At 65.6% G+C, this 21,218-nt stretch carries 17 protein-coding genes; 8 read left to right on the top strand and 9 right to left on the bottom strand.

Translation table 11 applies throughout. From position 1 onward, the window contains the following. Positions 1-3 precede the first annotated feature (3 nt). The 6 genes from N5D91_RS01970 to N5D91_RS01945 form a co-directional block, all read right to left on the bottom strand. Entirely contained in the window at positions 4-2,250 is a 2,247-nt protein-coding gene (locus N5D91_RS01970) for an RHS repeat-associated core domain-containing protein (protein WP_158229702.1), read from the bottom strand. Beyond that, a complete protein-coding gene (locus N5D91_RS01965) occupies positions 2,250-5,543 on the bottom strand; it encodes a DUF6531 domain-containing protein (protein WP_158229703.1) in 3,294 nt (1,097 codons plus the stop codon). The genes N5D91_RS01970 and N5D91_RS01965 overlap by 1 nt, the downstream gene beginning before the upstream one ends. Before the next feature lie 180 nt (positions 5,544-5,723). After that, a complete protein-coding gene (locus N5D91_RS01960; RefSeq protein WP_099485149.1) occupies positions 5,724-5,939 on the bottom strand; it encodes a hypothetical protein in 216 nt (71 codons plus the stop codon). Continuing rightward, positions 5,936-6,580 carry a sigma-70 family RNA polymerase sigma factor gene (locus N5D91_RS01955; RefSeq protein WP_099485150.1) on the bottom strand — a complete coding sequence of 215 codons (645 nt, stop codon included), beginning with the start codon at positions 6,578-6,580 and terminating at the stop codon, positions 5,936-5,938. Before N5D91_RS01955 ends, N5D91_RS01960 begins: the two co-directional genes overlap by 4 nt. Before the next feature lie 36 nt (positions 6,581-6,616). Beyond that, on the bottom strand, positions 6,617-6,946 hold the full coding sequence (locus N5D91_RS01950) for a hypothetical protein (protein ID WP_164136907.1): 330 nt from the start codon (positions 6,944-6,946) through the stop codon (positions 6,617-6,619). 70 nt (positions 6,947-7,016) lie between these two features. Further along, complete coding sequence (locus N5D91_RS01945) at positions 7,017-7,469, bottom strand: hypothetical protein (RefSeq protein WP_180854163.1); 453 nt, start codon at positions 7,467-7,469, stop codon at positions 7,017-7,019. A 161-nt stretch (positions 7,470-7,630) separates the two neighbouring features. Here N5D91_RS01945 and N5D91_RS01940 point away from each other — a divergent pair, with 161 nt between their 5' ends. The 7 genes from N5D91_RS01940 to N5D91_RS01910 all read left to right on the top strand — a co-directional run bounded on the left by N5D91_RS01940 (position 7,631) and on the right by N5D91_RS01910 (position 16,023). Further along, a complete protein-coding gene (locus N5D91_RS01940; RefSeq protein WP_180854162.1) occupies positions 7,631-10,000 on the top strand; it encodes a S9 family peptidase in 2,370 nt (789 codons plus the stop codon). Further along, entirely contained in the window at positions 9,997-10,416 is a 420-nt protein-coding gene (locus N5D91_RS01935) for an NUDIX domain-containing protein (RefSeq protein ID WP_071228602.1), read from the top strand. Before N5D91_RS01940 ends, N5D91_RS01935 begins: the two co-directional genes overlap by 4 nt. Positions 10,417-10,446: 30 nt before the next feature. Continuing rightward, entirely contained in the window at positions 10,447-11,004 is a 558-nt protein-coding gene (locus N5D91_RS01930) for a hypothetical protein (protein WP_180854161.1), read from the top strand. Between the two features lie 35 nt (positions 11,005-11,039). Further along, positions 11,040-12,161, top strand: coding sequence for a hypothetical protein (locus N5D91_RS01925; protein WP_180854160.1), 1,122 nt, complete (start codon positions 11,040-11,042; stop codon positions 12,159-12,161). 37 nt (positions 12,162-12,198) lie between these two features. After that, on the top strand, positions 12,199-13,815 hold the full coding sequence (locus tag N5D91_RS01920) for a hypothetical protein (RefSeq protein ID WP_180854159.1): 1,617 nt from the start codon (positions 12,199-12,201) through the stop codon (positions 13,813-13,815). Positions 13,816-13,869: 54 nt separating this feature from the next. After that, positions 13,870-14,766: an oxygen-dependent coproporphyrinogen oxidase gene (gene hemF, locus N5D91_RS01915; protein WP_180847353.1), complete on the top strand. Its 897-nt coding sequence runs from the start codon at positions 13,870-13,872 to the stop codon at positions 14,764-14,766. Between the two features lie 93 nt (positions 14,767-14,859). Continuing rightward, positions 14,860-16,023 (top strand): hypothetical protein, encoded by a 1,164-nt coding sequence (locus N5D91_RS01910; RefSeq protein WP_180854158.1) that lies wholly within the window; start codon positions 14,860-14,862, stop codon positions 16,021-16,023. A 73-nt stretch (positions 16,024-16,096) separates the two neighbouring features. On the opposite strand, the gene N5D91_RS01905 is transcribed toward N5D91_RS01910, so the two are convergent. Continuing rightward, a complete protein-coding gene (locus N5D91_RS01905; RefSeq protein ID WP_110714138.1) occupies positions 16,097-16,576 on the bottom strand; it encodes a YetF domain-containing protein in 480 nt (159 codons plus the stop codon). Between the two features lie 368 nt (positions 16,577-16,944). Further along, positions 16,945-19,719 carry a DNA polymerase I gene (gene polA, locus N5D91_RS01900; RefSeq protein WP_164162193.1) on the bottom strand — a complete coding sequence of 925 codons (2,775 nt, stop codon included), beginning with the start codon at positions 19,717-19,719 and terminating at the stop codon, positions 16,945-16,947. A gap of 99 nt (positions 19,720-19,818) precedes the next feature. On the opposite strand from polA, the gene N5D91_RS01895 reads away from it, so the two are divergent. After that, a complete protein-coding gene (locus tag N5D91_RS01895) occupies positions 19,819-20,103 on the top strand; it encodes a DUF2782 domain-containing protein (protein WP_110714140.1) in 285 nt (94 codons plus the stop codon). Positions 20,104-20,180: 77 nt separating this feature from the next. On the opposite strand, the gene tssA is transcribed toward N5D91_RS01895, so the two are convergent. Further along, a complete protein-coding gene (gene tssA / locus N5D91_RS01890; RefSeq protein WP_180854157.1) occupies positions 20,181-21,215 on the bottom strand; it encodes a type VI secretion system protein TssA in 1,035 nt (344 codons plus the stop codon). Positions 21,216-21,218: the final 3 nt, after the last annotated feature.

The raw sequence follows: 21,218 nt of genomic DNA, 5'->3' as shown, positions 1-21,218 counted from the left end.
GCCTCAATGATCCGGGTTGAACGACTCAAAGGCAGAGGGCGCAGTTGAGCCCTGCCAAAGCATGGAAATGCTTGCCGCGTTCATCGCTGCAATACCGCCCACCGATACTGGGAATGGGCTGCGGAACGGCATGAGCATCGAGCGAATTCCGCCGGCCGTCAGAGCGTCCTGGGTGCGCGTCGCGCAGGTGTCTCCCCAGGCTTTTACCGGTTCAGACTTGGGATTGGGCAGGCGAATTCCCCTCTTGGTCTCAAGCTGCGCGATCATTCGCGCCTCCTGCTCCGGACTGGTCTTGATCGTAATCAACGTACTGGTTCGGTACTCGGACTGCTTGTTTAGATAGTCTGTAAGTGAGCTACCGTAGTCCGTCAGGGTTCCATCGCTGTAAACACCCTTTCCCGTGAACGCGATGGCCACGTGTCCAGCGGCGTTGCCTGATGTCTCACCCCCGAGGATTACCAAGGTGTCCAGACCGAGAGGGTCCACACGGCTGATTGGATTGGCCCCGGTGTAGCTGTAGGTATTACTGCCCGCGGCCAGCCCGACCGGATCGCTTTGCACATACCGGCCTATGGCCGCGTCGTAGTCCCGGAATCCGTTGTACCAAAGCCCCGTTTCCTGATCGAAGTACTGACCGGGGAAACCGATGTTCAAACCACCGATGGAGTCCGTTCGCACAGAACGTCCATATGCATAGTTGTAGGCTTGCCAGACCACTGCCCGATCTGCGTTGCTGGCGGCCTCAGGACGGCCGAGGTGATCGCCGTGGATCTGGGAAATCGTCCCTTGCCGCGACAGTCCAACCAGCTCACCATCGAACCAAAGGTAATTGCTCCATATGCCACTGCCTCGTTCCGACATCAACCTGTTCTGCCCGGCGTACGTGTAATAGCTGGTACCGGCCGGGTTGATCTTCGCCAAGCGCTGGCCAAGCGGATTGAGAAGATACTGAGTGCCATATCCGTTGACCTGTGAGGATGTCATCCGGTTGAACGCTGAATAGCCGTAGGTGCGCTCGTCGCCAGCCGCATGCTCTGCGGTCCGGTTCCCCATCGCATCGTAGCTGTAGCTGCGTGATTCATCGCCAGGCTTGTTGGACGAGTACCCAAGCAGACGATTGCTGCCTGCATCGATGCTGAAGGTGCGGGTGTGGTTACCTTCGCCGAAAATCGTCCAGTTGCTGTTTTCATCGTAGCGCATCGTGTGGCCTTTCCCACCTCGCTGCTGCTCGGAAATACGGCCAAGACTGTCATAGCCGATCTGCTGGGAAGCACCGGGTTCAACTGCATCGTCGATTCGGGTAATTTCGTTGCCACTGCTGTAAGCGTAGGTTTTCGAAAGCACCGTTGAATTCGCGCCTGCGATAACCCTCGATTTCAAGCGCCCGTCGACGTCGAATTCCTGACGCTCCTGCAGCCCGTTGGCGAACTGCATGGATCGACGGGCACCGCCCGCCTGGTACTCTGCCTTGTCAACGAGGCGCACCGCCTGACCGTTCTGGATGACGGTCATCGCGTAGGGCGACCCATCCGAGTACTCGTATTGAACCTGCATACCATCGGGATAGGTGATGGTTCTCGGTCTGCGCATCTCGTCGTAGCTGTAGCGCATCGTCAGCAGCTGGCTGACGGTTCCCAGGCGCACGTCGTCACCGCGCTCGGCAACTTGTCCGTCCTGTGTGTAACTGAATGAGGTGATCGCTCCACCCTCTGTGACAGAGCACAACCTGCCTTTGCCGTTCATACAGTTGTCATAGCGGTAGGTCTGCACCTGCCCAGCGGCACTGGCCTGCAGCAGGCGTCCCTGGCCGTCGTACTGGTACGAGGTGTTTATGCCATCGCCGCGCGTGCTCGCCAACAACAGGCCCGCCGGACTGTACGCCAGCGTAGTCGTTCCCGAATCGGGGCTGTCCTGCGCAAGCAGGTTGCCCAGCCCGTCAAATTCATAGAGGGTAACCTTGCCACGAGGGTCTCTGATCTGGACCACGCGATCCGCCGTGTCATAGGTATATGAGGTCACCCCGCCATCGGGATGCGTCACCTTTGACATCCGCCCCAACGCGTCGTAAGTCATGACCAGCCTGCGTCCCAGAGAATCTACCGTCGCGGTGCGGCGGCCTTCTGCATCGTACTCATGGCGGGTCAGCTGACCGTTGTTTCCACGCTCAACGGTCATGCGGCCCAGTTCATCGTACTCAATCGACTTGCTGAGAATCACCGCCGACGCCAGTATCAACAATCCAGAACTCATCATTCTTCCTCGTAGCAGTTGACGCCGCTGCAGTTGGGGCCGCTGCCCTTCCCGCCAACGGTGATGCGATACTCGTGGTTCGGTCCGAAGCGGATACCCGCGTCCATCATCTGAAAGTAGCGGACGTGTGTTCTGGTCAGCGCTTCTGCAGTGGCCTCATAGCTCCAGTTGAACTGCGCTAGCTCGCCGGGGAGCACCCTGTGACCCAATGCGATCTGCTCCCCGGTGTTGAGCACCATCGCAGTACTTCCCGGATTCCAGACGGTGTTACCCGTGTTTCGTACCGTGAATGTAACGCTCCACGTCTGCTCATCACTGAGTGAAGTGCCGCGCTCGGGATTGATCAGATCAGCGCCACGCAGCATTGCGGGAACCGTAAATCCGCCCTGCGGTCCAACGAGCGAGTTCGGCCCTCCTGCCGGCGAAATGCCATGGATGAAAATACCTTTGCCGCCATGGGCACGACGCATCCCTGCGTCAAGCGGGAGAGTGAATCGATAAGCCCCTCCGCCAATCTGGCATGCCGCTGCCACTCCAGGCTCGCTTGCCTGATTCGCCGAACCCGAGACTGCGAACGTTCCTGCTCCTGCGGCCCCGCCTGCATAGAGGTGAACGTCGATGGAGCGAGCGACTCCGGTCGCGCATGCCCATCCGCGAACGTAGTAGTTCCAGTTAGAATCGTGACTGACTTCATCGATGTTCCCGACGACCATAGGCGCTGGCACGACCGAAGCTCCGCTTCCACCCAACGATCGATTCTGCCCGCCATCAACGGCGATACCGTAGACCGTTATCGTCTTCCCGCCATGCTGCAGGCGCAGATCGGCGGGCAGGCCAATGTGATACCGGTAGTTGCTTCCACCCGCCTTGCAGGACGTAGCAACCTGCGGCTCGCTCACGAGGTTGGCAGTGTTGCCACCAAGGAAGGAAGACCCGCCTGCAGCATCATTGGCGTAAACGTGGACGTCGATGGATCCGTCCATGCCCATGGAACACGCCCAGCCTTCAACGTACCAGTTCCAGTTGGTGTCGTGGGTCACGCGGTCAATCGCACCCGTCACCTGGGTGGTGACAGGGTATGCAGTTTCCATTACCTGCTCGAAGGTCACCTGCGATGCATTGTTGTAGCCGAATGCCCTTCGCGAGTACCCACCACGCTTGTTGGGAGACCACGTCTCCAAAAGACGCAGCGCGGAATCATAGTAGTTGTGGACCTGGCTGCCGTCGGGGTGGACAACCGTATCCACGAGGCCGGCGGGTGTATAGCTGTAGGTCGTGGTGAACGGCTTCCCGTCGACCGTGCTTGTTTCCTTGATCGTGCGGCCACGTGCATCGTACACATAGTCATTGATGGCGCCGTTGGCAGTCGTTATCCGACCCGGCTTTCCAAGGCCATTGTGATTCTCGAAGCGGATGCTGTGTCCCGATCCATTGGTATAGGCGATCAAGTCCCCCGCCACCGAGTACTGAAGGGTGGAGCGGTCTCCTGTACCCGGCAGTGGGCCATCGATCGTCATTTCGGCGACGAGGCCATTGCCGTGCAGGCGATAACCATAGGTAACCTGCTGCTCACGACCCGCACCAGCCGCAGTCAGGTCCTTGTTCGTGATGCTAAGGATGCGCCCCCTGGCGTCGTAGCTGTACCGTGTCGTGGCCTGGCCTGCCAGCGTCTGCGACAGCAGGCGATTGTTCGCCATGTCCCATTCGTAGGTCCAGGTCCGCGCCACGGGCGTACCTGCGGCTTCCACGCGCCGAAGGATGTGGCCCTGGCCGTCGTAGCTGTACTCGGTCACGACGCCCGCGAAGTCGGTGGTGCGTCGCTCGTAGCCGTTTTCGTCGTAGGCCTTCTCTTTGAAACTTGCAGGGCAGCTTCCGGCGGCACCGGACACCGAGACCAAGCGATCGTCTTGGTACGCATAGGTGGTCTTACGGCCCAGGGGCGTTGTCTCGGTAACATCTATGCGTACCGGAATCGCCTTTGCCGGGTCAGACGCTTGCGCGACCGGGGCCGAAGCAGCCATCGCAAACTGCTGCATGGGCTCATCCACCAGGCGTGGCCCGTGGCAGTTCTGCACACCATTGGGTCCGTACTCGCACATCCGCCGCTCTTCGTTGAATACGTAGCCGCCGGGCGGTAGCGGCGCAGGTGGCGGAATGACCGGCTTGCTGCTCTTCACATCGTAGGCGAACTGAAAGCGTTCAACGCCACCACTGTGCTGGGTCGAGGTTGCTCGCCCTTCAGCGTCGTAGGTGAAGGTCGAGTAGCGCGTGTCGTTGAATGCCTTACCGGTCAGTGCCCCGGGCAAGCGATTATCTTCGTAGAAGTACGTGATCGTGCTGCCCGGCAACAGAGCATTGGTCAGACGACCGGACCCTGCCCCACTTCCGAAGATGTTGTGGTCGTAATAGTAGCGATAGACATTCCCCGCCGGATCCGTGACCTTTGCCGCCATGCCGTTGGCCCATTCGAAGGCCACGAAGCGTCCCGACGTATGGGTCACCCGGTCGAGATAGTCCCCGCGATAGGTGAAAGTCCAACCTATTCCTTGTTCGTTCACGCGGGTGGTGATTCGCCCTGCTGCCGAGTATGTCTCATGCCCATTGACGTCGTTGAACAGGGTCAGCGAACCGTCCTGATTCCGCACGATGTAGGCGATCGGCAATGCCTTCTGTTCAACGAAGTTGCCGCTGGCGGCATCACGCTGGAAGCGGATCCGACGGCCATCGGGCCTCTGTGCCCAGATCGTCTTCCCGTCGGCGGCGACAGTAATCGAGTAGTCGAAGTTGCTCAGCCAGAATCGGCCAAAAAGACCACGGCCACTCCAGAAGGAGTTGTAGGTACGCGACAGTCGAAGCGGCATTGCACCTTCGCTGCTGAAATCGACTTCAGGTTCGACCTTATTGCCTGTCGAAAGCACAACGGGGTTGCCGCTCACTTCGCCAGCACAACGTGCCTTTTCCAGCTTGTCGGCGGTGCGCTGCTCTTCGACGCTTGGCGTGGTGATCGACCCGCCCGAACCAGCGCCGGGCCCACGATCCCAATCACCGTTGTTGCTGTTGCCACCGCCACCACCCCAGCCACCCCAGCCCATATCCACGATGCCATCGTCCCAGCATTCGACCTGGGACGCTGAGACCGGTTGGCTTTCCTGGTTGAACGTCATCCCCGTCACGGTCGTCACACAGTGGCGTGCTGCCTGCGCGTGTGGGGAGAAAGAGGAGGCTCCGAAGCCGACGATCGCCAACGCCAGAAGGCTGGGCCGACCAAGGTGGTACGAGTTTTCGAGTTGCACTTGCTGATTCCTGTCAGGCGCATTGCTCGCCATCGGGGAACGCGAAATGCTTCCGCCATCCATGGCGACACAACCAAGGCGGCGATCTTCACATTTGTATTCACAAAACACAATTTGTTCATGCTTCGTCCGGGACGTCGCTACGGCGGGGCCGGCGGGCCGGCCCAACGAGGTTGCGATTCAGCCCCGGAAGTACCAGACGCCTGCCGCCACCAACGCCCCAACCAGCACCACCTGCACCACCACGTACCACACACCACTGTCGCGCGATTCAGAAGTAATGCGCTTCTGCAGCGCCTCGCTCACATCCGGCGCGTCTTCCTGCTGCGCCTGCTCACGCAACGCCTGGGCCAGCGCGCGCTCTTCCGCATCGCGGGGGTCGGTTGGTAGGTTCACAGCAGTTCTCCAGCGGAGGCGTGCCGCGTCAGTTCCTGCTTCAGGACCTGGCGCGCGCGGTGCAGGTGGCTCTTGATGGTACCGCGCGCCAGCCCGGTCACCTGCTCGATCTCGGCCAGATCGAAATCCTCCAGGTAGTGCAACCCGACGATCAGCCGCTGTGGCGCACTCAGCCGTTCCAGTGCCGCGCCCAGCTGGCGCCCGGCCTGCAGCATCTCGCTCAGTTCGGCCGGGCCCGGGCCTTCATCACCGATGCCAAGTTCTTCCGGCACCTCCACCGCAACCATCCATTGCGCTTCCAGGCGTCGCCGTCGCAGGTGCTGCAGCGCGGTGGTGTAGGCCACCCGCGAAACCCAGGTACGCAACGAAGATTCAAATCGGAACCGGTGCAACTGGCGGAACACCGCCAGGAAGGTTTCCTGCAGCAGATCGGCCACCTGGTCGCGGTCGCCAACCATGCGACCGATCACGTGCGCGCAGGTGCGCTGATGCGCCTGCACCAGCTGCGCGAACGCCGGCTGCGAACCATCGATGATGGCGCGGACCAGAGCGCGGTCGTCATCTGCGTCGGGTATGGGCTCGGCGGGGACGTCGCGGCGACGCCCCCGCAATGCAGCCAATGCTCCACCCAGCAGGCTCATGCGCGGGGCGCCCCCTGTGCCCGTGGCATGCCTGCCTCAGCCCTTGCGGACGGCGGGACGGGTGAAGTGCCAGGCCAGCAGCTGGCCGAGGCCGGCGCTGCCGACCATCGCGGCGGCGGCGCCGAAGGTCAGTTCGCGTGCACCGATCGCCTCCAGCAGGCCCATTGCCACGGCCAGGCTGACCAGGCTGATGCCCCAGCGCAGCGCGCCCTGGCGGCGGCGCTCTTCTTCCAGCACGGCCAGCGAGCGGATCACTTCCTCCGGCACGTGCGGGGCCACCAGCTTGCTGCGCGCGCGCGCATCGGCAATGGCATGGATCGCGTAGGCGATGCAGATGAAGAGGGTGATCGGGATCAGTTCCTGCATGGTCGGGCTCCTGTTCGATGGATGATGCGGGTTCAGGAGAATGGATGCGCGACCACGGCAACCGGTTGCACTAGCTGCCTGCCACCTCGTCGCTGGCGCCGGGCGTGTCCGCCGGGTCCGGGAAATAGGTCTCCACCTGGAAACCCAGCTGCAGGTCCGCCATCAGTCGCAGCAACTGCTGATCCAGCACAAAACCCGCCCATGCGGTCTTTCCAAAGATGCCGACACGCACGCCGATCGCAGCCCCCTCCTGCAGCAGTTCCCCGATCACATCGGCGCGTGCCCGCAGGAGATCGACCAACGCCGGCCAGGCATCCATCACCCAGCCGTCCTTGCCCCTCTCCAGTACGAACACCACGCGGGTCTCCGCATGCCCCCTGATCAGGCTGCCGTCGCGATCCCGGCACCCGGTTCCGATGTCTCGGGAAAACGCCGGTTCCAGATCCAGCCGGGCGGCAATCCCGGCGCCGACCTCTGTTGGGTGCTGCACGCGCAGCGAGATCCTGTAGTCGTAGCAGTACATATCGGTTCCATCCGAACGGAATGGCCATCATGCCGCACACGCCGTCGCAGCGACTTGGAGGGGGCCATTTTGCCGATTCCGCTGCCATGACCTGTGGCCCCTGCCCCCGGCCCTTGCGGCTGCTACGCTTGGCCGGTTTCCTCTTCTGGTGCCGTCCGCCCATGTCCCGAGTGCTGCCCCTGTCCCTCCTGCTGTCGGCCGTGCTGGCCGCACCGGCTGCGCATGCCGCGCCGACGCCGATCACCATCGAACAGGCCATGGCCGACCCGGACTGGATCGGTCCGCCGGTCGAAAAGGCCTGGTGGTCGTGGAACAGCCAGCAGGTGGAATACCAGCTCAAGCGCAACGGCAGCCCGGTGCGCGATACCTTCCGCCAGCCGGTGGCCGGTGGCGTGGCCGCACAGGTGGCCGATGACCAGCGCGGCACCCTGGACGTGGCCGAGCCGGTCTACGACCGCAGCCGCAGCCGCAGCGCCTTCGTCCGCAATGGCGACGTGTTCGTACGCGACCTGCGCAGTGGCGCGCTGACCCAGCTGACCCGCAGCAACGAGCGCGCGGGCAACGTGAACTTCGCTGCCGACAGTGGCGTGATCTGGCGCGTCGGCCAGAACTGGTTCCACTGGACCGCCGCCAGCGGTGTGCAGCAGGTGGCCAGCCTGAAGGCCGAGAAGGATCCGCGTACGCCGCCGAAGGCCGACGTGCTGCGCGACCAGCAGCTGCGCACGCTGGAAACCCTGCGCCGCGACCGCGACCAGCGCGAAGCACTGAAGGACCAGGACCAGCGCTGGCGCCAGGCCGACCCGACCCGCGCACCGGGTCCGGTGTACCTGGGCACCGACGTGGAGATCGCCGACAGCGTGCTGTCGCCGGACCTGACCCACCTGATCGTGGTGACCAAGCCGAAGGACTTCGATGACGGCCGCGGCGGCAAGATGCCGCTGTACGTGACCGAGTCGGGCTACGAGGAAACCGAAGACACCCGCACCCGCGTCGGCCGCAACGGCTTCGAGCCGCACACCCTGTGGTACGTGGACGTGCGCACCGGCAAGGCCGAGAAGGTTTCGCTGGCCGGCCTGCCTGGCATCAGCACCGATCCGCTGGCCGAGCTGCGCCGCAAGGCCGGCAAGGACGCGCTGAAGGGCGAGCGCAGCCTGCAGGTGATGAGCGACTTCATGGGCGGTGGCATCCGCTGGAGCCCCGATGGCCAGCAGGCCGCGGTGATGCTGCGTGCCAACGACAACAAGGACCGCTGGATCATCAGCGTCAACGCTGCCGATGGCCGCGTGCAGAACCGCCATCGCCTGACCGACAACGGCTGGATCAACTGGGGCTTCAATGATTTCGGCTGGATGGCCGATGGCCGCACGCTGTGGCTGCTGTCGGAGGAATCGGGCTTCTCGCACCTGTACACCCAGGCCGGCACCGCCAAGCCGCAGGCACTGACCAGCGGCAAGTGGGAAACCTCGGCGCCGGTGCCGTCGGCCGATGGCAAGGGCTTCTACTTCCTGTGCAACCAGCAGGCCCCGCATGACTACGAAGTCTGCGCGGTCGACACCGGCAGCCGCCAGGTGCGCGAGCTGACCAGCCTCAACGGCGTGGAAGACTTCTCGCTGTCGCCGGACGGCCAGCAGCTGCTGGTGCGCTACTCCGGCGCCTACCTGCCGCCGCAGCTGGCCGTGCTGCCGAGCACCGGTGGCCAGGCCCGCGTGCTGACCGACACCCGCACCGCTGACTACAAGGCGCGCCAGTGGATCCAGCCGAAGCTGGTGGCAGTGCCATCCAAGCATGGCGCCGGCGTGGTCTGGGCCAAGTACTACGAACCGGAAAACAAGGAACCGGGGAAGAAGTACCCGATCGTGATGTTCGTGCACGGCGCCGGCTACCTGCAGAACGTGCACCAGCGCTACCCGGCCTACTTCCGCGAGCAGATGTTCCACAACCTGCTGGTGCAGAAGGGCTACATCGTGCTGGACATGGATTACCGCGGCAGCGAGGGCTACGGCCGCGACTGGCGTACGGCGATCTACCGCAACATGGGCCACCCGGAACTGGAAGACTACAAGGACGGCCTGGACTGGCTGGTCGATACCCAGCAGGGTGACCGCGATCATGCCGGCATCTACGGCGGTTCCTACGGCGGCTTCATGACCTTCATGGCGCTGTTCCGCTCGCCGGGTACGTTCAAGGCCGGCGCCGCGCTGCGCCCGGTGGTCGACTGGCACCAGTACAACCATGGCTACACCAGCAACATCCTCAACACCCCGGACATCGATCCGGAGGCGTACCGCGTGTCCTCGCCGATCGAGTACGCGCAGAACCTGCAGGACAACCTGCTGATCGCCCACGGCATGATGGATGACAACGTGTTCTTCCAGGACTCGGTGAACCTCACCCAGCGCCTGATCGAACTGCACAAGGACAACTGGTCGATCGCACCGTACCCGCTGGAGCGCCACGGCTACGTCCGCGCCGATTCCTGGCTGGACCAGTACAAGCGCATCCTCAAGCTGTTCGAGCAGAACCTGAAGTGAGCAACGCCGCGGCCACGATCCACATCGTGGCCGCGGTCATCCTGGATGACCGCGGCCGGGCGCTGGTGGTGCGCAAGCACGGCGCCACCCGCTTCATCCAGCCCGGCGGCAAGCCCGAACCCGGCGAAGCGCCACTGCAGGCGCTGGCCCGTGAGCTGGACGAGGAACTCGGCGTGCAGCTGTGCACCGATGCCTCCATCGCGCTGGGCACGTTCCAGGACTGGGCGGTGAACGAGCCCGGCCACCGCGTGCAGGCCCAGGCCTGGTGGGTGCAGGTGGACGGCATGCCACAGGCACGCGCGGAGATCGCCGAACTGGCCTGGGTGCCGTTGCAGCCACCGCACGGCCTGCCCTTGGCACCGCTGAGCGAACACCATATCCTGCCGGCCGTCGCCACCCGGGTGACGGCCCGCTGATCGCGCGGGCACCGATTGCAAGGACACCGGATGTCAGTGCCGCTCCCGCCGCCCTCGTTGCAGCCTTCGCCCTACCACGCGTGGATTCGGCCACTGGTCCAGGCCTCCTTCTGGCTGTCCGCGTTGCTGACCGGCTATTTCGCGCTGCAGGGTCTGCTGGTGTGGCCGCTGCACGACGCTCCACTCTGGCAGCAGCTGGCGGGTGAAGCACAGCATCGGCAGATGCACAGCCTGACCTGGCTGCTGGCGCACCCGGTGGGTGCCTCGATGATCACCGCACTGCTCTGCCTGGTCTCGGCCGTGGCCAGCTGGGGGCTGCTGCGCGAGCGCCGCTGGGGCCTGTGGTGCTTCGTGGTGATGCTGCTGGTGAGCGCACTGGCCAATTTCGCGATCACCTGGTGGTTGGACGTGTTCATGCGCGACATGATCGTGCTGCTTGCCGACGAGCCGGAGATGCAGCAATCGCTGCAGCCGCGTCGCTGGATGATGACCTTCACCCTGCTGGGCACTTCGGTGCTGTTCCTGGGCCTGCAGGGCTGGCTGGCCTGGCGCCTGTTGCGACCCGACATCCGCTCGCGCTTCCACTGAGCCCCGTCCCCTTCTCGCACGACAAGGACCGTCGCATGCGCTTGCTGACTCTTTTCCCTGCCCTGTTGCTGTTCGCCGCGCTGCCTGCCAGTGCCGATGCCCTGCGCTGCGGCGAGTACCGCAGCGTCGACGACGGCATGGCCCTGGTGTTCACCACCCCCAGCAGCGGCTACCGCGACAACGGCATCGGTGAGCCGGAGCCGCTGTGGGTCGATCGCAGTGCGGCACAGACGCGCCTGGTCATGCTCGACGATGGCGTGGCGGAGCCGATCCGGATCAGCGCCGATGGGCGGCGCATCGAGGACGACGTGTTCGTGGTCTATACCCTGCGCCAGCCCAGGGCCTGCGCTGTCGAGCCCAGCGCTGTGGCCGGCAGCTGCCGCGCTGCTGGCAGTTACTGCATGGTGCAGCTGCCAACGGCCTCGCCCGGCCAGGCCCGGCGCGCCTGCGACGAGGGTGTGGGCGCCGGTTGCTCGGCGCTGCTGCAGCAGAGACTCGAAAGCAACACCGCGGCAGCGACCGATGGCGCCGGCAGTGCGCACTTCGAGCGCCCGCCAGCCTGCCGCGAGCACGCCCCCACCCACGATCCTCAGGTCTGCGAAGCGCTGACCGACGATGATCTGGCTGCCGCCATGCGACGGGTTGATCAGCGCCTGGAACAGGCCGAGAAGGCACCGAAGGGACCGCCGTTGCCCCTGGCGGCGCTGCAACAGCTGCAGCAGTTGTGCCTGCAACACCGTGGTGGCCGCTTCTGCATCGAAGTAGCCGCGCAACAGTTGGACGCGCTGCAACCTGCGTTGGCGGTGCAGGCCCTGCAGGTGGTCTGCGATGCTGGACGCGTCAGTGCCTGCGAACGTACCGCACCGCTGCGTGAACTCGGCGCCGACCTGCACCTGGTGGCGCTCCAACATGTGCCGTGTGGCCGCTACCAGGCCGACGGTGGCCAGTTCGACAGTTTCGACTTCGGCAATGGCACGCAGGCCCGCCTGCACGAAGGCGCCGTCCAGCTGCAACAGAACGGCGAAACGTTCGTACTGCGCCAGCTCGGCAACGGCGACCTGCTCGGCATGGACAACCAGACGGCCTACCAGCGTTACCAGCCCGTGCCAGGCACGGCACAATGCATGCCCCCGCGCGAGGGCCGTGGTTCGCCGTAGCGCCTGGAGTTTCCCGTTCGATCGTCAAGGAGACGACATGCATTCACCCGCACCGCGCCGCCGCTGGCTGGCCTGGGCGTTGCTGCTGGCCGCGCCGATGGCCTCCGCACAGTCACTGCAATGCGGCCTGTTCAAGGCTGATGAAGGCAGCAGCACGCTGCGCATCAGCTCACCCAACCGTGGCGAGCAGAAGCACTTCGGCAGTGCCCCGTCTCCGGTCGTGTTCCAGCAGATCGACGGGAAGCTGCAACTGGTGAATCTGGAGTACGGCCTGCCCAGTGCGCTGCAGGTTCGCGATCGTGGCCGCACGGTCGAGGTGGATGGCACGGTCTACCTCCTGCAGACCCCCGCACAGTGCGCCGCAGCGGCCATGCCGGCTGAAGGCAGCTGCCTGGCCGATGCGGCGGCGTGCCTGGACAACCGTCGCGAAGCGACCCCGACCGCGCAGGAAGCGGGGTGTCGCGAGGGCGTGCCCGGCATGTGCCTGCAACTGGCTGATCGTTGGCACGAGGAGGCTAAACCCACGGTCGAGGCCGATCCCGCCCTGGCAAAGGCAGCGCTCGACGCGGCCCTGTCGGGCATCAAACTCCCCGCCGCCTGTGACGATGGCGGCTTCGAACAGGGAACCCCGGCGTGTGCAGCCGCACTCGAGGCCGACCCCGCAGTGCAGGAGCAGCTGGTCAAGGCCGCGATGACGGCCGCCATGACCGAAGCCATGGTGACGATGGCTGGCCCGGACTCACCGGTGATCATGCCTGTACAGCGACGCCAGCAACTGCTGCAACTGTGCCGGGAGACAGCGCAGGCCGGCTTCTGCGAGCGCGTGGCCGAACTGTCCTGGGAGTCGGGAGATCTCCTGCAGGCGGTGCAGGCCCTGGCGGCGGCCTGCACCGCCGGCAACGAGCGCTCCGTCTGTGAGCGTCTGCCCGCACTGCAGGCGGTGGGCGCATCGCTGCGACCGCAGCCCGCGACTGCATTGCCCTGTGGCAACTACCGGGCCGATGGCGGCCTGATGGACACGCTGGATTTCGGCGATGCCGGCCTGGTTGGCGTGGGCTGGAGCAGCCATCTTCGCGCACGCGTCGAAGAGGGCGACATCCGCATCCGCCACGACCGGGGCGGCGACTTCGTGCTGCGCCCGCTGCCTGGCGGCCAACTGCTGGGCCTGGATACCTGGACCCGCTTCCAGGTGTTCGTCCCCACTGGCGAGGGCTCGAGCCGCTGCAGTGCACCGAAGCAGTTCAAGGTGCTGCCACTGCCACAGGATTGCCCGCTGGCGTTGGCCAACGAGGATGGGGCCGAAGCCTGCTGCGCACAGGGCAAGCTGCAGGGCTGCAACATTCTCGGCAACCGCCTTGCGCTGTCCGGGAACTGGCTGCAGGCCGCCGAGCACTACACCACGGTCTGCCGCGCCGGCGTACGCGAAGGGTGCGAGAACCTGGTGACCGCGCAGGGCAACGGCGCGGAACTGGACGCACGGGCAACCCTGGAGCAGCTGTGCAAGGCCGACCGTAGTGGCCTGCATGTGGCCTGCGACGTGCTCGGCACCCAGAACTGGGAGCTGATCACGCTGGGCGGTGCTCTGCAGAAGGCGGTTGACGAGGCAGCCGAGGACGACGCTCCGGCGCCGCGCAACTCCAACCGCAAGCGCTGAGCCCGCCAGGGCCTGCCCGCAGCTTTGGGCAGGCGCTGCGGTAAAGTACGCGCCATGAACGAATTCGAGCGCGTGCGCGCCTACCTCACCGACCTGCAGGACCGCATCTGTGCGGCGATCGAGGCCGTCGATGGCCAGGCCCGCTTCCAGGAAGACCTGTGGCAGCGTGCCGAGGGCGGTGGCGGACGTACCCGCGTACTGCGTGATGGCGCGGTGTTCGAGCAGGCCGGCATCGGCTTCTCCGACGTGGCCGGCAGCCGCCTGCCGCCGTCGGCCTCGGCCAACCGTCCGGAACTGGCCGGCGCCTCCTGGCGTGCCACCGGGGTGTCGCTGGTGTTCCACCCGCTCAACCCCTACGTGCCGACCACCCATGCCAACGTGCGCTTCTTCCAGGCGCAGCGCGACGGCGAAGTGGTGGCCAGCTGGTTCGGCGGCGGCTTCGACCTGACCCCGTTCTATCCGTTCGACGAGGACGTGCAGCACTGGCACCGGGTTGCGCGCGACCTGTGCGCACCGTTCGGCGATGAGCGCTATGCCGCACACAAGCGCTGGTGCGACGAGTACTTCTTCCTGCGCCACCGCAATGAAACGCGCGGCGTCGGCGGCCTGTTCTTCGACGACCTGCACGGCGATTTCGAGCGCGATTTCGACTATCTGCGTGCGGTCGGCGATGGCTTCCTGGATGCCTACCTGCCGATCGTGCAGCAGCGCAAGGACACCCCCTACGGCGAGCGCGAACGCGAGTTCCAGCTGTACCGTCGCGGCCGCTATGTGGAATTCAACCTGGTCTACGACCGCGGCACGCTGTTTGGCCTGCAGAGCGGTGGCCGCAGCGAAAGCATCCTGATGAGCCTGCCGCCGCGGGTGCGTTGGGAGTACGGCTTCAGTCCGGAAGCGGGCAGCGCCGAGGCACGCCTGGCCGATTACCTGGTGCCGCGCGACTGGCTCTGATCTTCCAGCGCTACGCCTGAGGCGTGGTGCTTTCCCCTACCTGGTCCGTCCTGTATCGGACCGGTCGTGTTTTTCTTCTTCAAGGATGACGTCATGCCTGCTGCTGTTCCCCTCCGTCCCCGCGCTGCGGGCTGGCGCTTCCTGCTGTCGCTCGCACTGGCCTCGGCCAGCCTTCCGGCGGCCGCGCAGTCGATGGCCTGCGGCACCTACAAGGACAGCGGCGGCACTATCACGCTGACCATCGAGAGCGAAGGCCACGCCTTCCTGTCCGGCCCCTACCAGGCCACCGAGGAACTGCGCATCGCCCGCCAGGAAGACGTGCTCGGCACCGGCAACCTGTCCACGGGACGCCTGGAAAACTGGTTCTTCTCGGACAACGACCGCACGATCAACACGCCCTACCGCGAGTTCACCCGTGATCACGCCGCCGCCTGCAAGACGATGCCCGAGCCCATCGAAGATGGTTGCGTGATGAACACCTCCGAGTGCCTGGAGGCGCTGCCGGAGGCCGCACCGGTGAAGCTGCACGCGTGGTGTGCTGAGGGCGTGGGCGCGGCCTGCACGCAGCTGCTGGAGACCTACCAGCAGCAGGCCAAGGACGCAGCGCCGAAAACGTCCGAACCGCCGATGCCCGAGATCTGCAAGGAGGAGTCACCGTCGTTCGACGCCGAGGGCTGCACCGCAGTGGCCAGGAAGATCGCTTCGGAAATGATGGGCAAGGCCCTGCTCGGCCTGCAGCATTCGGTGGATGCGCCGCTGCCGCCCGCACAGCTGGATGAGCTGACCGAGCTGTGCCGCGTGCAACAGGGCGAAACATTCTGCGCCGACGTCGCCGAAGCCTTGTGGAGCGGTGGCCGCCTGCAGCAGGCCCGCGATGCGCTGCAGCGTTCCTGTGCTCAGCGCGCGGATGCCCCGGCCTGCGGGCCTGCCAAGGACCTTGCCGTTCTTGCCAGCGCCTCCGCGTCCGCGCTCACGCCAGTGCCAGCCACCGCGATGCCCTGTGGCAGCTTTGAAGCCGAGCGCAGCGTGCTGTCGCAGCTGCGCTTCCTCGAGGATGGCGTGGTCGAGGCCGGAGGCCGCGAACAGCCACTGCGTGCGAGCCTGCGCGAAGGCCGCATCCTCATCCATCGCGATATCGGCAGCGACTTCGTGCTGCAACTGCTGCAGAACGGCAACCTGGTCGGCATCGACAGCGGCAACCGTTTCGCCTATTACGAGCGCAAGCCTGCTGCGGGCAACGCCCGCTGCACGCCATGAACGATGCCGCGTAGCGCCGAGCCCATGTTCGGCTGAAACCCAGTGCAGCCGAGCATGGCTCGGCTGTGCAAGGTCAGGTGCTCTTCCTGGGAATGATGGTGATGTGCCCGTTGATCTCCAGCAGGGCCAGCTCGACATCTTCCACGCCAAGGCAGCCCTGCTGGCGCATGGCGGCCTCGAAATCCGAGCGGGTGACCTGTTCCCGCCGCAGAACGGCGTCGAACAGGCGGCCATCGCGTGCGATCACCACCGGTTCTCCTTCTACCAGGCGTTCAACCCGCCGGCTGCGGGTACTCACCCAACCCACCCCGTAGTTGAGCAGGATCAGGGTCGCCGCCAGCAGCAGGCCGCCGCCCAGCGAGGTATCGGTGCCCAGCAGCGCGTTCTGCACCGCGTTGCCCAGCAGCACCACCAGCAGCACGTCGAACGGGGTGATCTGCCCCAGCGGGCGCTTGCCACTGAGCCGGACCATGCCCAGCACCACGACATACACCACCACCGCGCGCAGGATGAATTCCCACCACGGCATCGCCAGTGCGAACAGGTCGGGCATTGTCTTCCCCTGCGGATCGGTGGCCCAGCCTAGCATCCGGGGTCAGATCCCTTTGCCCGATGGGCAAAGGGATCTGACCCCATCCGAGGTTGTGACAGCACAAATAAAAAGCCCCGCTGACCAGGGGGAGGTCAACGGGGCCGGGGAACGGGCACTTGGGGAGGAGTCCCCGTTCCGAGATCTGCTCCAGGGGATGGGAGAGATCCACAACAGGCGTTGCGCCTGTCGAGAGTTATAGAAGCACTCCGAACACTAACGGTTCGTGAAGGGGCCCAATTTAATGAACTTCCATCAGGGCAACATTCATGATCGAGTCAGAAAGCTCCGACGGATGAACGAATTCACGTCGTTTTCGGCCTGAAGTGCACTCAGTGGGCTTCGTCCCAGTTGTTACCGACACCGGTATCGACCACCAACGGCACCCGCAGTTTGGCCGCTTGCGACATGCGCTCGACCACCTGCAAACGCAAGTCTTCAACGAAACTGCTTTCGGTTTCGAACACCAGTTCATCGTGCACCTGCAGGATCATCCGTGCCGGTGCGCCGCTGTCACGCAACCACTGGTCCACATCCACCATCGCGCGCTTGATGATGTCGGCGGCGGTGCCCTGCATCGGTGCGTTGATCGCAGCGCGCTCGGCACCGGCGCGCAAGCCCTGGTTGCGGGCATGAATGTCGTTCAGGTACAGGCGGCGGCCGAACAGGGTTTCCACGTAGCCCTGGTCGCGGGCCTGCTGGCGCATCCGCTCCATGAAGTCGCGAACGCCCGGGTAGCGACTGAAGTACAGCGCCACGTAGTCCTGCGCCTGGCCGCGGTCGATGCCCAGGTTGCGGGCCAGGCCGAAGGCGCTCATGCCGTACATCAGCCCGAAGTTGATCGCCTTGGCCGCGCGGCGTTCGTTCGGGGTCACTTCCTCCAGCGTGCGCCCGAACACCTCGGCGGCGGTGGCGCGGTGCACGTCGGCGCCCTGTTCGAAGGCACGCACCAGGCCCGGATCCTCGGACAGATGCGCCATGATCCGCAGCTCGATCTGCGAATAGTCGGCCGCCAGCAGCTGGAAGCCCTCCGGGGCGATGAACGCGCGGCGGATGCGGCGGCCATCCTCGGTGCGGATCGGGATGTTCTGCAGGTTCGGGTCCGAGGAGGACAGGCGGCCGGTGGCAGCACCGGACTGGTGGTAGCTGGTATGCACCCGGCCGGTGTCCGGGTTGACCATCTCCGGCAGCTTGTCGGTGTAGGTGCTGCGCAGCTTGGCCAGGCCCCGGTAGTCCAGGATCACCCGCGGCAGCTCGTGCTGGTCGGCAATCGCCTCCAGCGCCTCTTCATTGGTGCTGGGCTGGCCCTTGGGGGTCTTCACCACCGCCGGCAGCTTCAGCTCGTCGAACAGCACCGCCTGCAGCTGCTTGGGCGAATCCAGGTTGAAGCTGCGGCCGGCCAGCTCGGTGGCCTTCTGCTGCGCGGCCAGCATGCGCGAGGACAGGTCCTGGCTCTGCCGGCGCAGTTCGTCGGTGTCGATCCGCACGCCATTGGCTTCGATCGTGGTCAGCACCGGCACCAGCGGCATCTCGATGTCGCGGTACACGCTGTCCAGCGCCGGCTCGGCCAGCAGCTGCGGCTGCAGCGCGCGGTGCAGGCGCAGGGTGACGTCGGCGTCCTCGGCCGCATAGCGGCTGGCTTCGTCGATGCCCACCTGCGAGAACGGAATCTGCTTGGCGCCCTTGCCGGCTACGTCCTCGAACTTGATGGTGCTGTAGCCCAGGTAACGCAGGGCCAGCGAATCCATGTCGTGGCGGGTGGCGGTGGAGTTGAGCACGAAGCTCTCGAGCATGGTGTCGTCGTGGTAGCCCTGCACGTCCACGCCGTGGCGGCGCAGCACATGCAGGTCGTACTTGCCATGCTGGCCCAGCTTTTTCTTTGCCGGGTCCTGCAGCACCGGGCGCAGCGCATCCAGCACCTGCTGCATCGGCAGCTGCGCCGGCGCGCCCGGGTAATCGTGGCCGACCGGAATATAGGCGGCCTTGCCCGGCTCGACCGCCAGGCTGACGCCGACCAGGCGCGCGCGCATCGCGTCCAGCGCATCGGTTTCGGTATCGAAGCTGATCAGATCGGCCTGCTGCAGGCGCTCGACCCAGGCCTGCAGCTGCTCGCTGGTCAGCACGGTCTCGTATTCACCTGGCGCGGCCAGCGCCGGATCCAGCGTGCCAGCAGCGGGGGCCTCGGCGCTGCCACGGGCGAAACCGGCGGCGGTACCGCGCAGGCTCGGGGTAGCTTCGCTGGCCGCCGCGGGCGCCGGCAGTGGTGCACCCAGTTCCTTCAGCGCCTGGGTGAAGCCATAGCGCGTGTACAGCTCGGTCAGCACCGGTACGTCCTGCTCACGCAGGGCAAGCGTGGTCGGGCTGGCGTCCAGCTCCACGTCGGTGCGGATGGTCACCAGCTCGCGGTTCAGCGGCAGCCGCTCCAGCGCGGCGCGCAGGTTCTCGCCGATCTTGCCCTTCATGGTCGGCGCGGCCGCCATCACGCCGTCCAGGTGCTGGTACTCGGCCAGCCACTTGGCGGCGGTCTTCGGACCGCATTTCTCCACGCCCGGCACGTTGTCGACGGTGTCGCCCATCAGCGCCAGCAGGTCGATGATCTGGTCGGCGCGCACGCCGAACTTGTCCATCACCGCCGCATCCGAATCCATGCGGCTGCCGGTCATGGTGTTGACCAGTTCGATGCCCGGGCGCACCAGCTGGGCGAAGTCCTTGTCGCCGGTGGAGATGGTCACCTTCAGGTCCTGCGCCAGGCCCTGCAGCGCCAGCGTGCCGATCACATCGTCGGCCTCCACGCCGGGAATGCGCAGGATGCTGATGCCCAGCGCCTCGACGATGCGGCACATCGGTTCGACCTGGCTGCGCAGCTCATCGGGCATCGGCGGGCGGTTGGCCTTGTACTGCTCGTACAGGTCGTCGCGGAAGGTCTTGCCGGGCGCATCGACCACGAACGCCACGTAGGCCGGGCGCTCCTTCAGCGTCGAGCGCAGCATGTTGACCACGCCGAACAGCGCGCCGGTGGGTTCACCCTGTGCATTGGACAGGGGCGGCAGCGCGTGGAACGCGCGGTACAGGTAACTGGACCCGTCGATCAGGACTAATCTGCTCATGGGTCGATTCTACGCGCCCGTGCCTGCACCGCGGCGACACGGCACGTACGCGGCGATGGGGCATAATCGAGGCTCTTTCCAGGCAAAGGAACCCCACCCATGAAGACTCTGATGCTGGCCTCCCTGCTCCTGTTGGCCGGCTGCGCCAGCATGGGTGGCGCGGGCGCTCCCCCGGTCGACGTCAAGGGCGCGGATGTGTCCAAGCGCACCATGGACAACGGCGATGTCATCGAGGAATACCGCGTGTCCGGCCAGCTGCGCATGGTCAAGGTGACCCCGTCGCGCGGTGCGCCGTTCTACATGTACGACAAGAACGGCGATGGCCGCATGGACAACGACAAGGACGGCGTTTCGCCGGTGTACTGGAAGCTCTACAGCTGGTGATCTGACAGGGTCGGATCCCTTTCCGCAGGAAAGGGCTCTGCCCCATCGGGCGACGCCCCTCCACGCAGGGCGTGGGTCTATTCGGTGCGGCCCACCACCCGTCCCACTTCGTCCATGCCACCCGGCGCCAGGTCACGCAGCAGGGCGAGGAAGTCGCCACCGACCAGGCGACGCGCCCGCTGCAGCAGCAGGGGTACCGGGCTGGACGGTTCGCAGCGCGCGTAGTACTCGCAGATCTCGTCCAGCCGCCGGCGCACATCGTCGGCGCTTTCGATGCGTTGGCTGCGGCTTGAGACCGGACCTGCGCTGTCGCTGTCCTGTGACGCGTCATGTTCCTCGTCGCCCGCACCGGCCTGGCTGCCGCTGCGTGCCTGCCAGCGCGGTTGCAGGTAGCGATCCAGCGTGGCCAGATCGTCCAGAAGCGGTTTCAGGTCCGGAGCCGCCGGTCCCAGCTGTTCACCCAGCAACTGATCGATCGCACGTGCCGCCTGCAGCGACTGCCGCGCAGCCTCGGTGCTGGCCGCCAGCATCTCCAGCGGGCAATCCAGGCAGCAGGCGTCGATCTCCTCCAGGCCCGGCGAAGGCGGGGACTCTGCCGCCCCCTTCAACGTGCCTTCGGCCAGACGCAGCTCACGCAGGGCGAAGCGCCCCAGCCGCGGCGACTGCACGAAGGGCAGCACGCGCAGGCGACCAAGTGCCCCCAGCGGATCGGCCAGCGCCAGCACCGCGTTGACCCGGGCAGTCGGGTCGTCATCGTCTTCCGCATCCAGCTGCGGATGCACCCCGGCCCAATGCTGCTGCAGCAGGCCCTGCACCAGGCGCAGGCCATCGGCCCAACCCGCCCAGCCCTGCTGCCGGCTCCATGCCGTGGCCAGATGCACCGCCACCCGCAGGTCGCGGGTGCGCTGCAGCAGTGCCAGCGCCTGCTCGCCGACCCGGTCCCAGTCGGGTTCTTCAGCGGCCAGCACACTGTCGCCGACGACCCGCTCGGCGCGCGCCGCCGCCGCCTGGTCCAGGGCCAGGAAGGCCGGATCGTATTCGAGGTTGTCACCACAGGCGCTGCCCTCGGGCAGTGCCGCACACAGGCGGTCGAGCAGGTCGTTGCGGTCCATCAG

Source organism: Stenotrophomonas sp. GD03794 (assembly GCF_029842145.1).
Taxonomy (GTDB): Bacteria; Pseudomonadota; Gammaproteobacteria; order Xanthomonadales; family Xanthomonadaceae; genus Stenotrophomonas; species Stenotrophomonas riyadhensis.
This window is presented reverse-complemented; position numbering and strand designations above follow the sequence as displayed.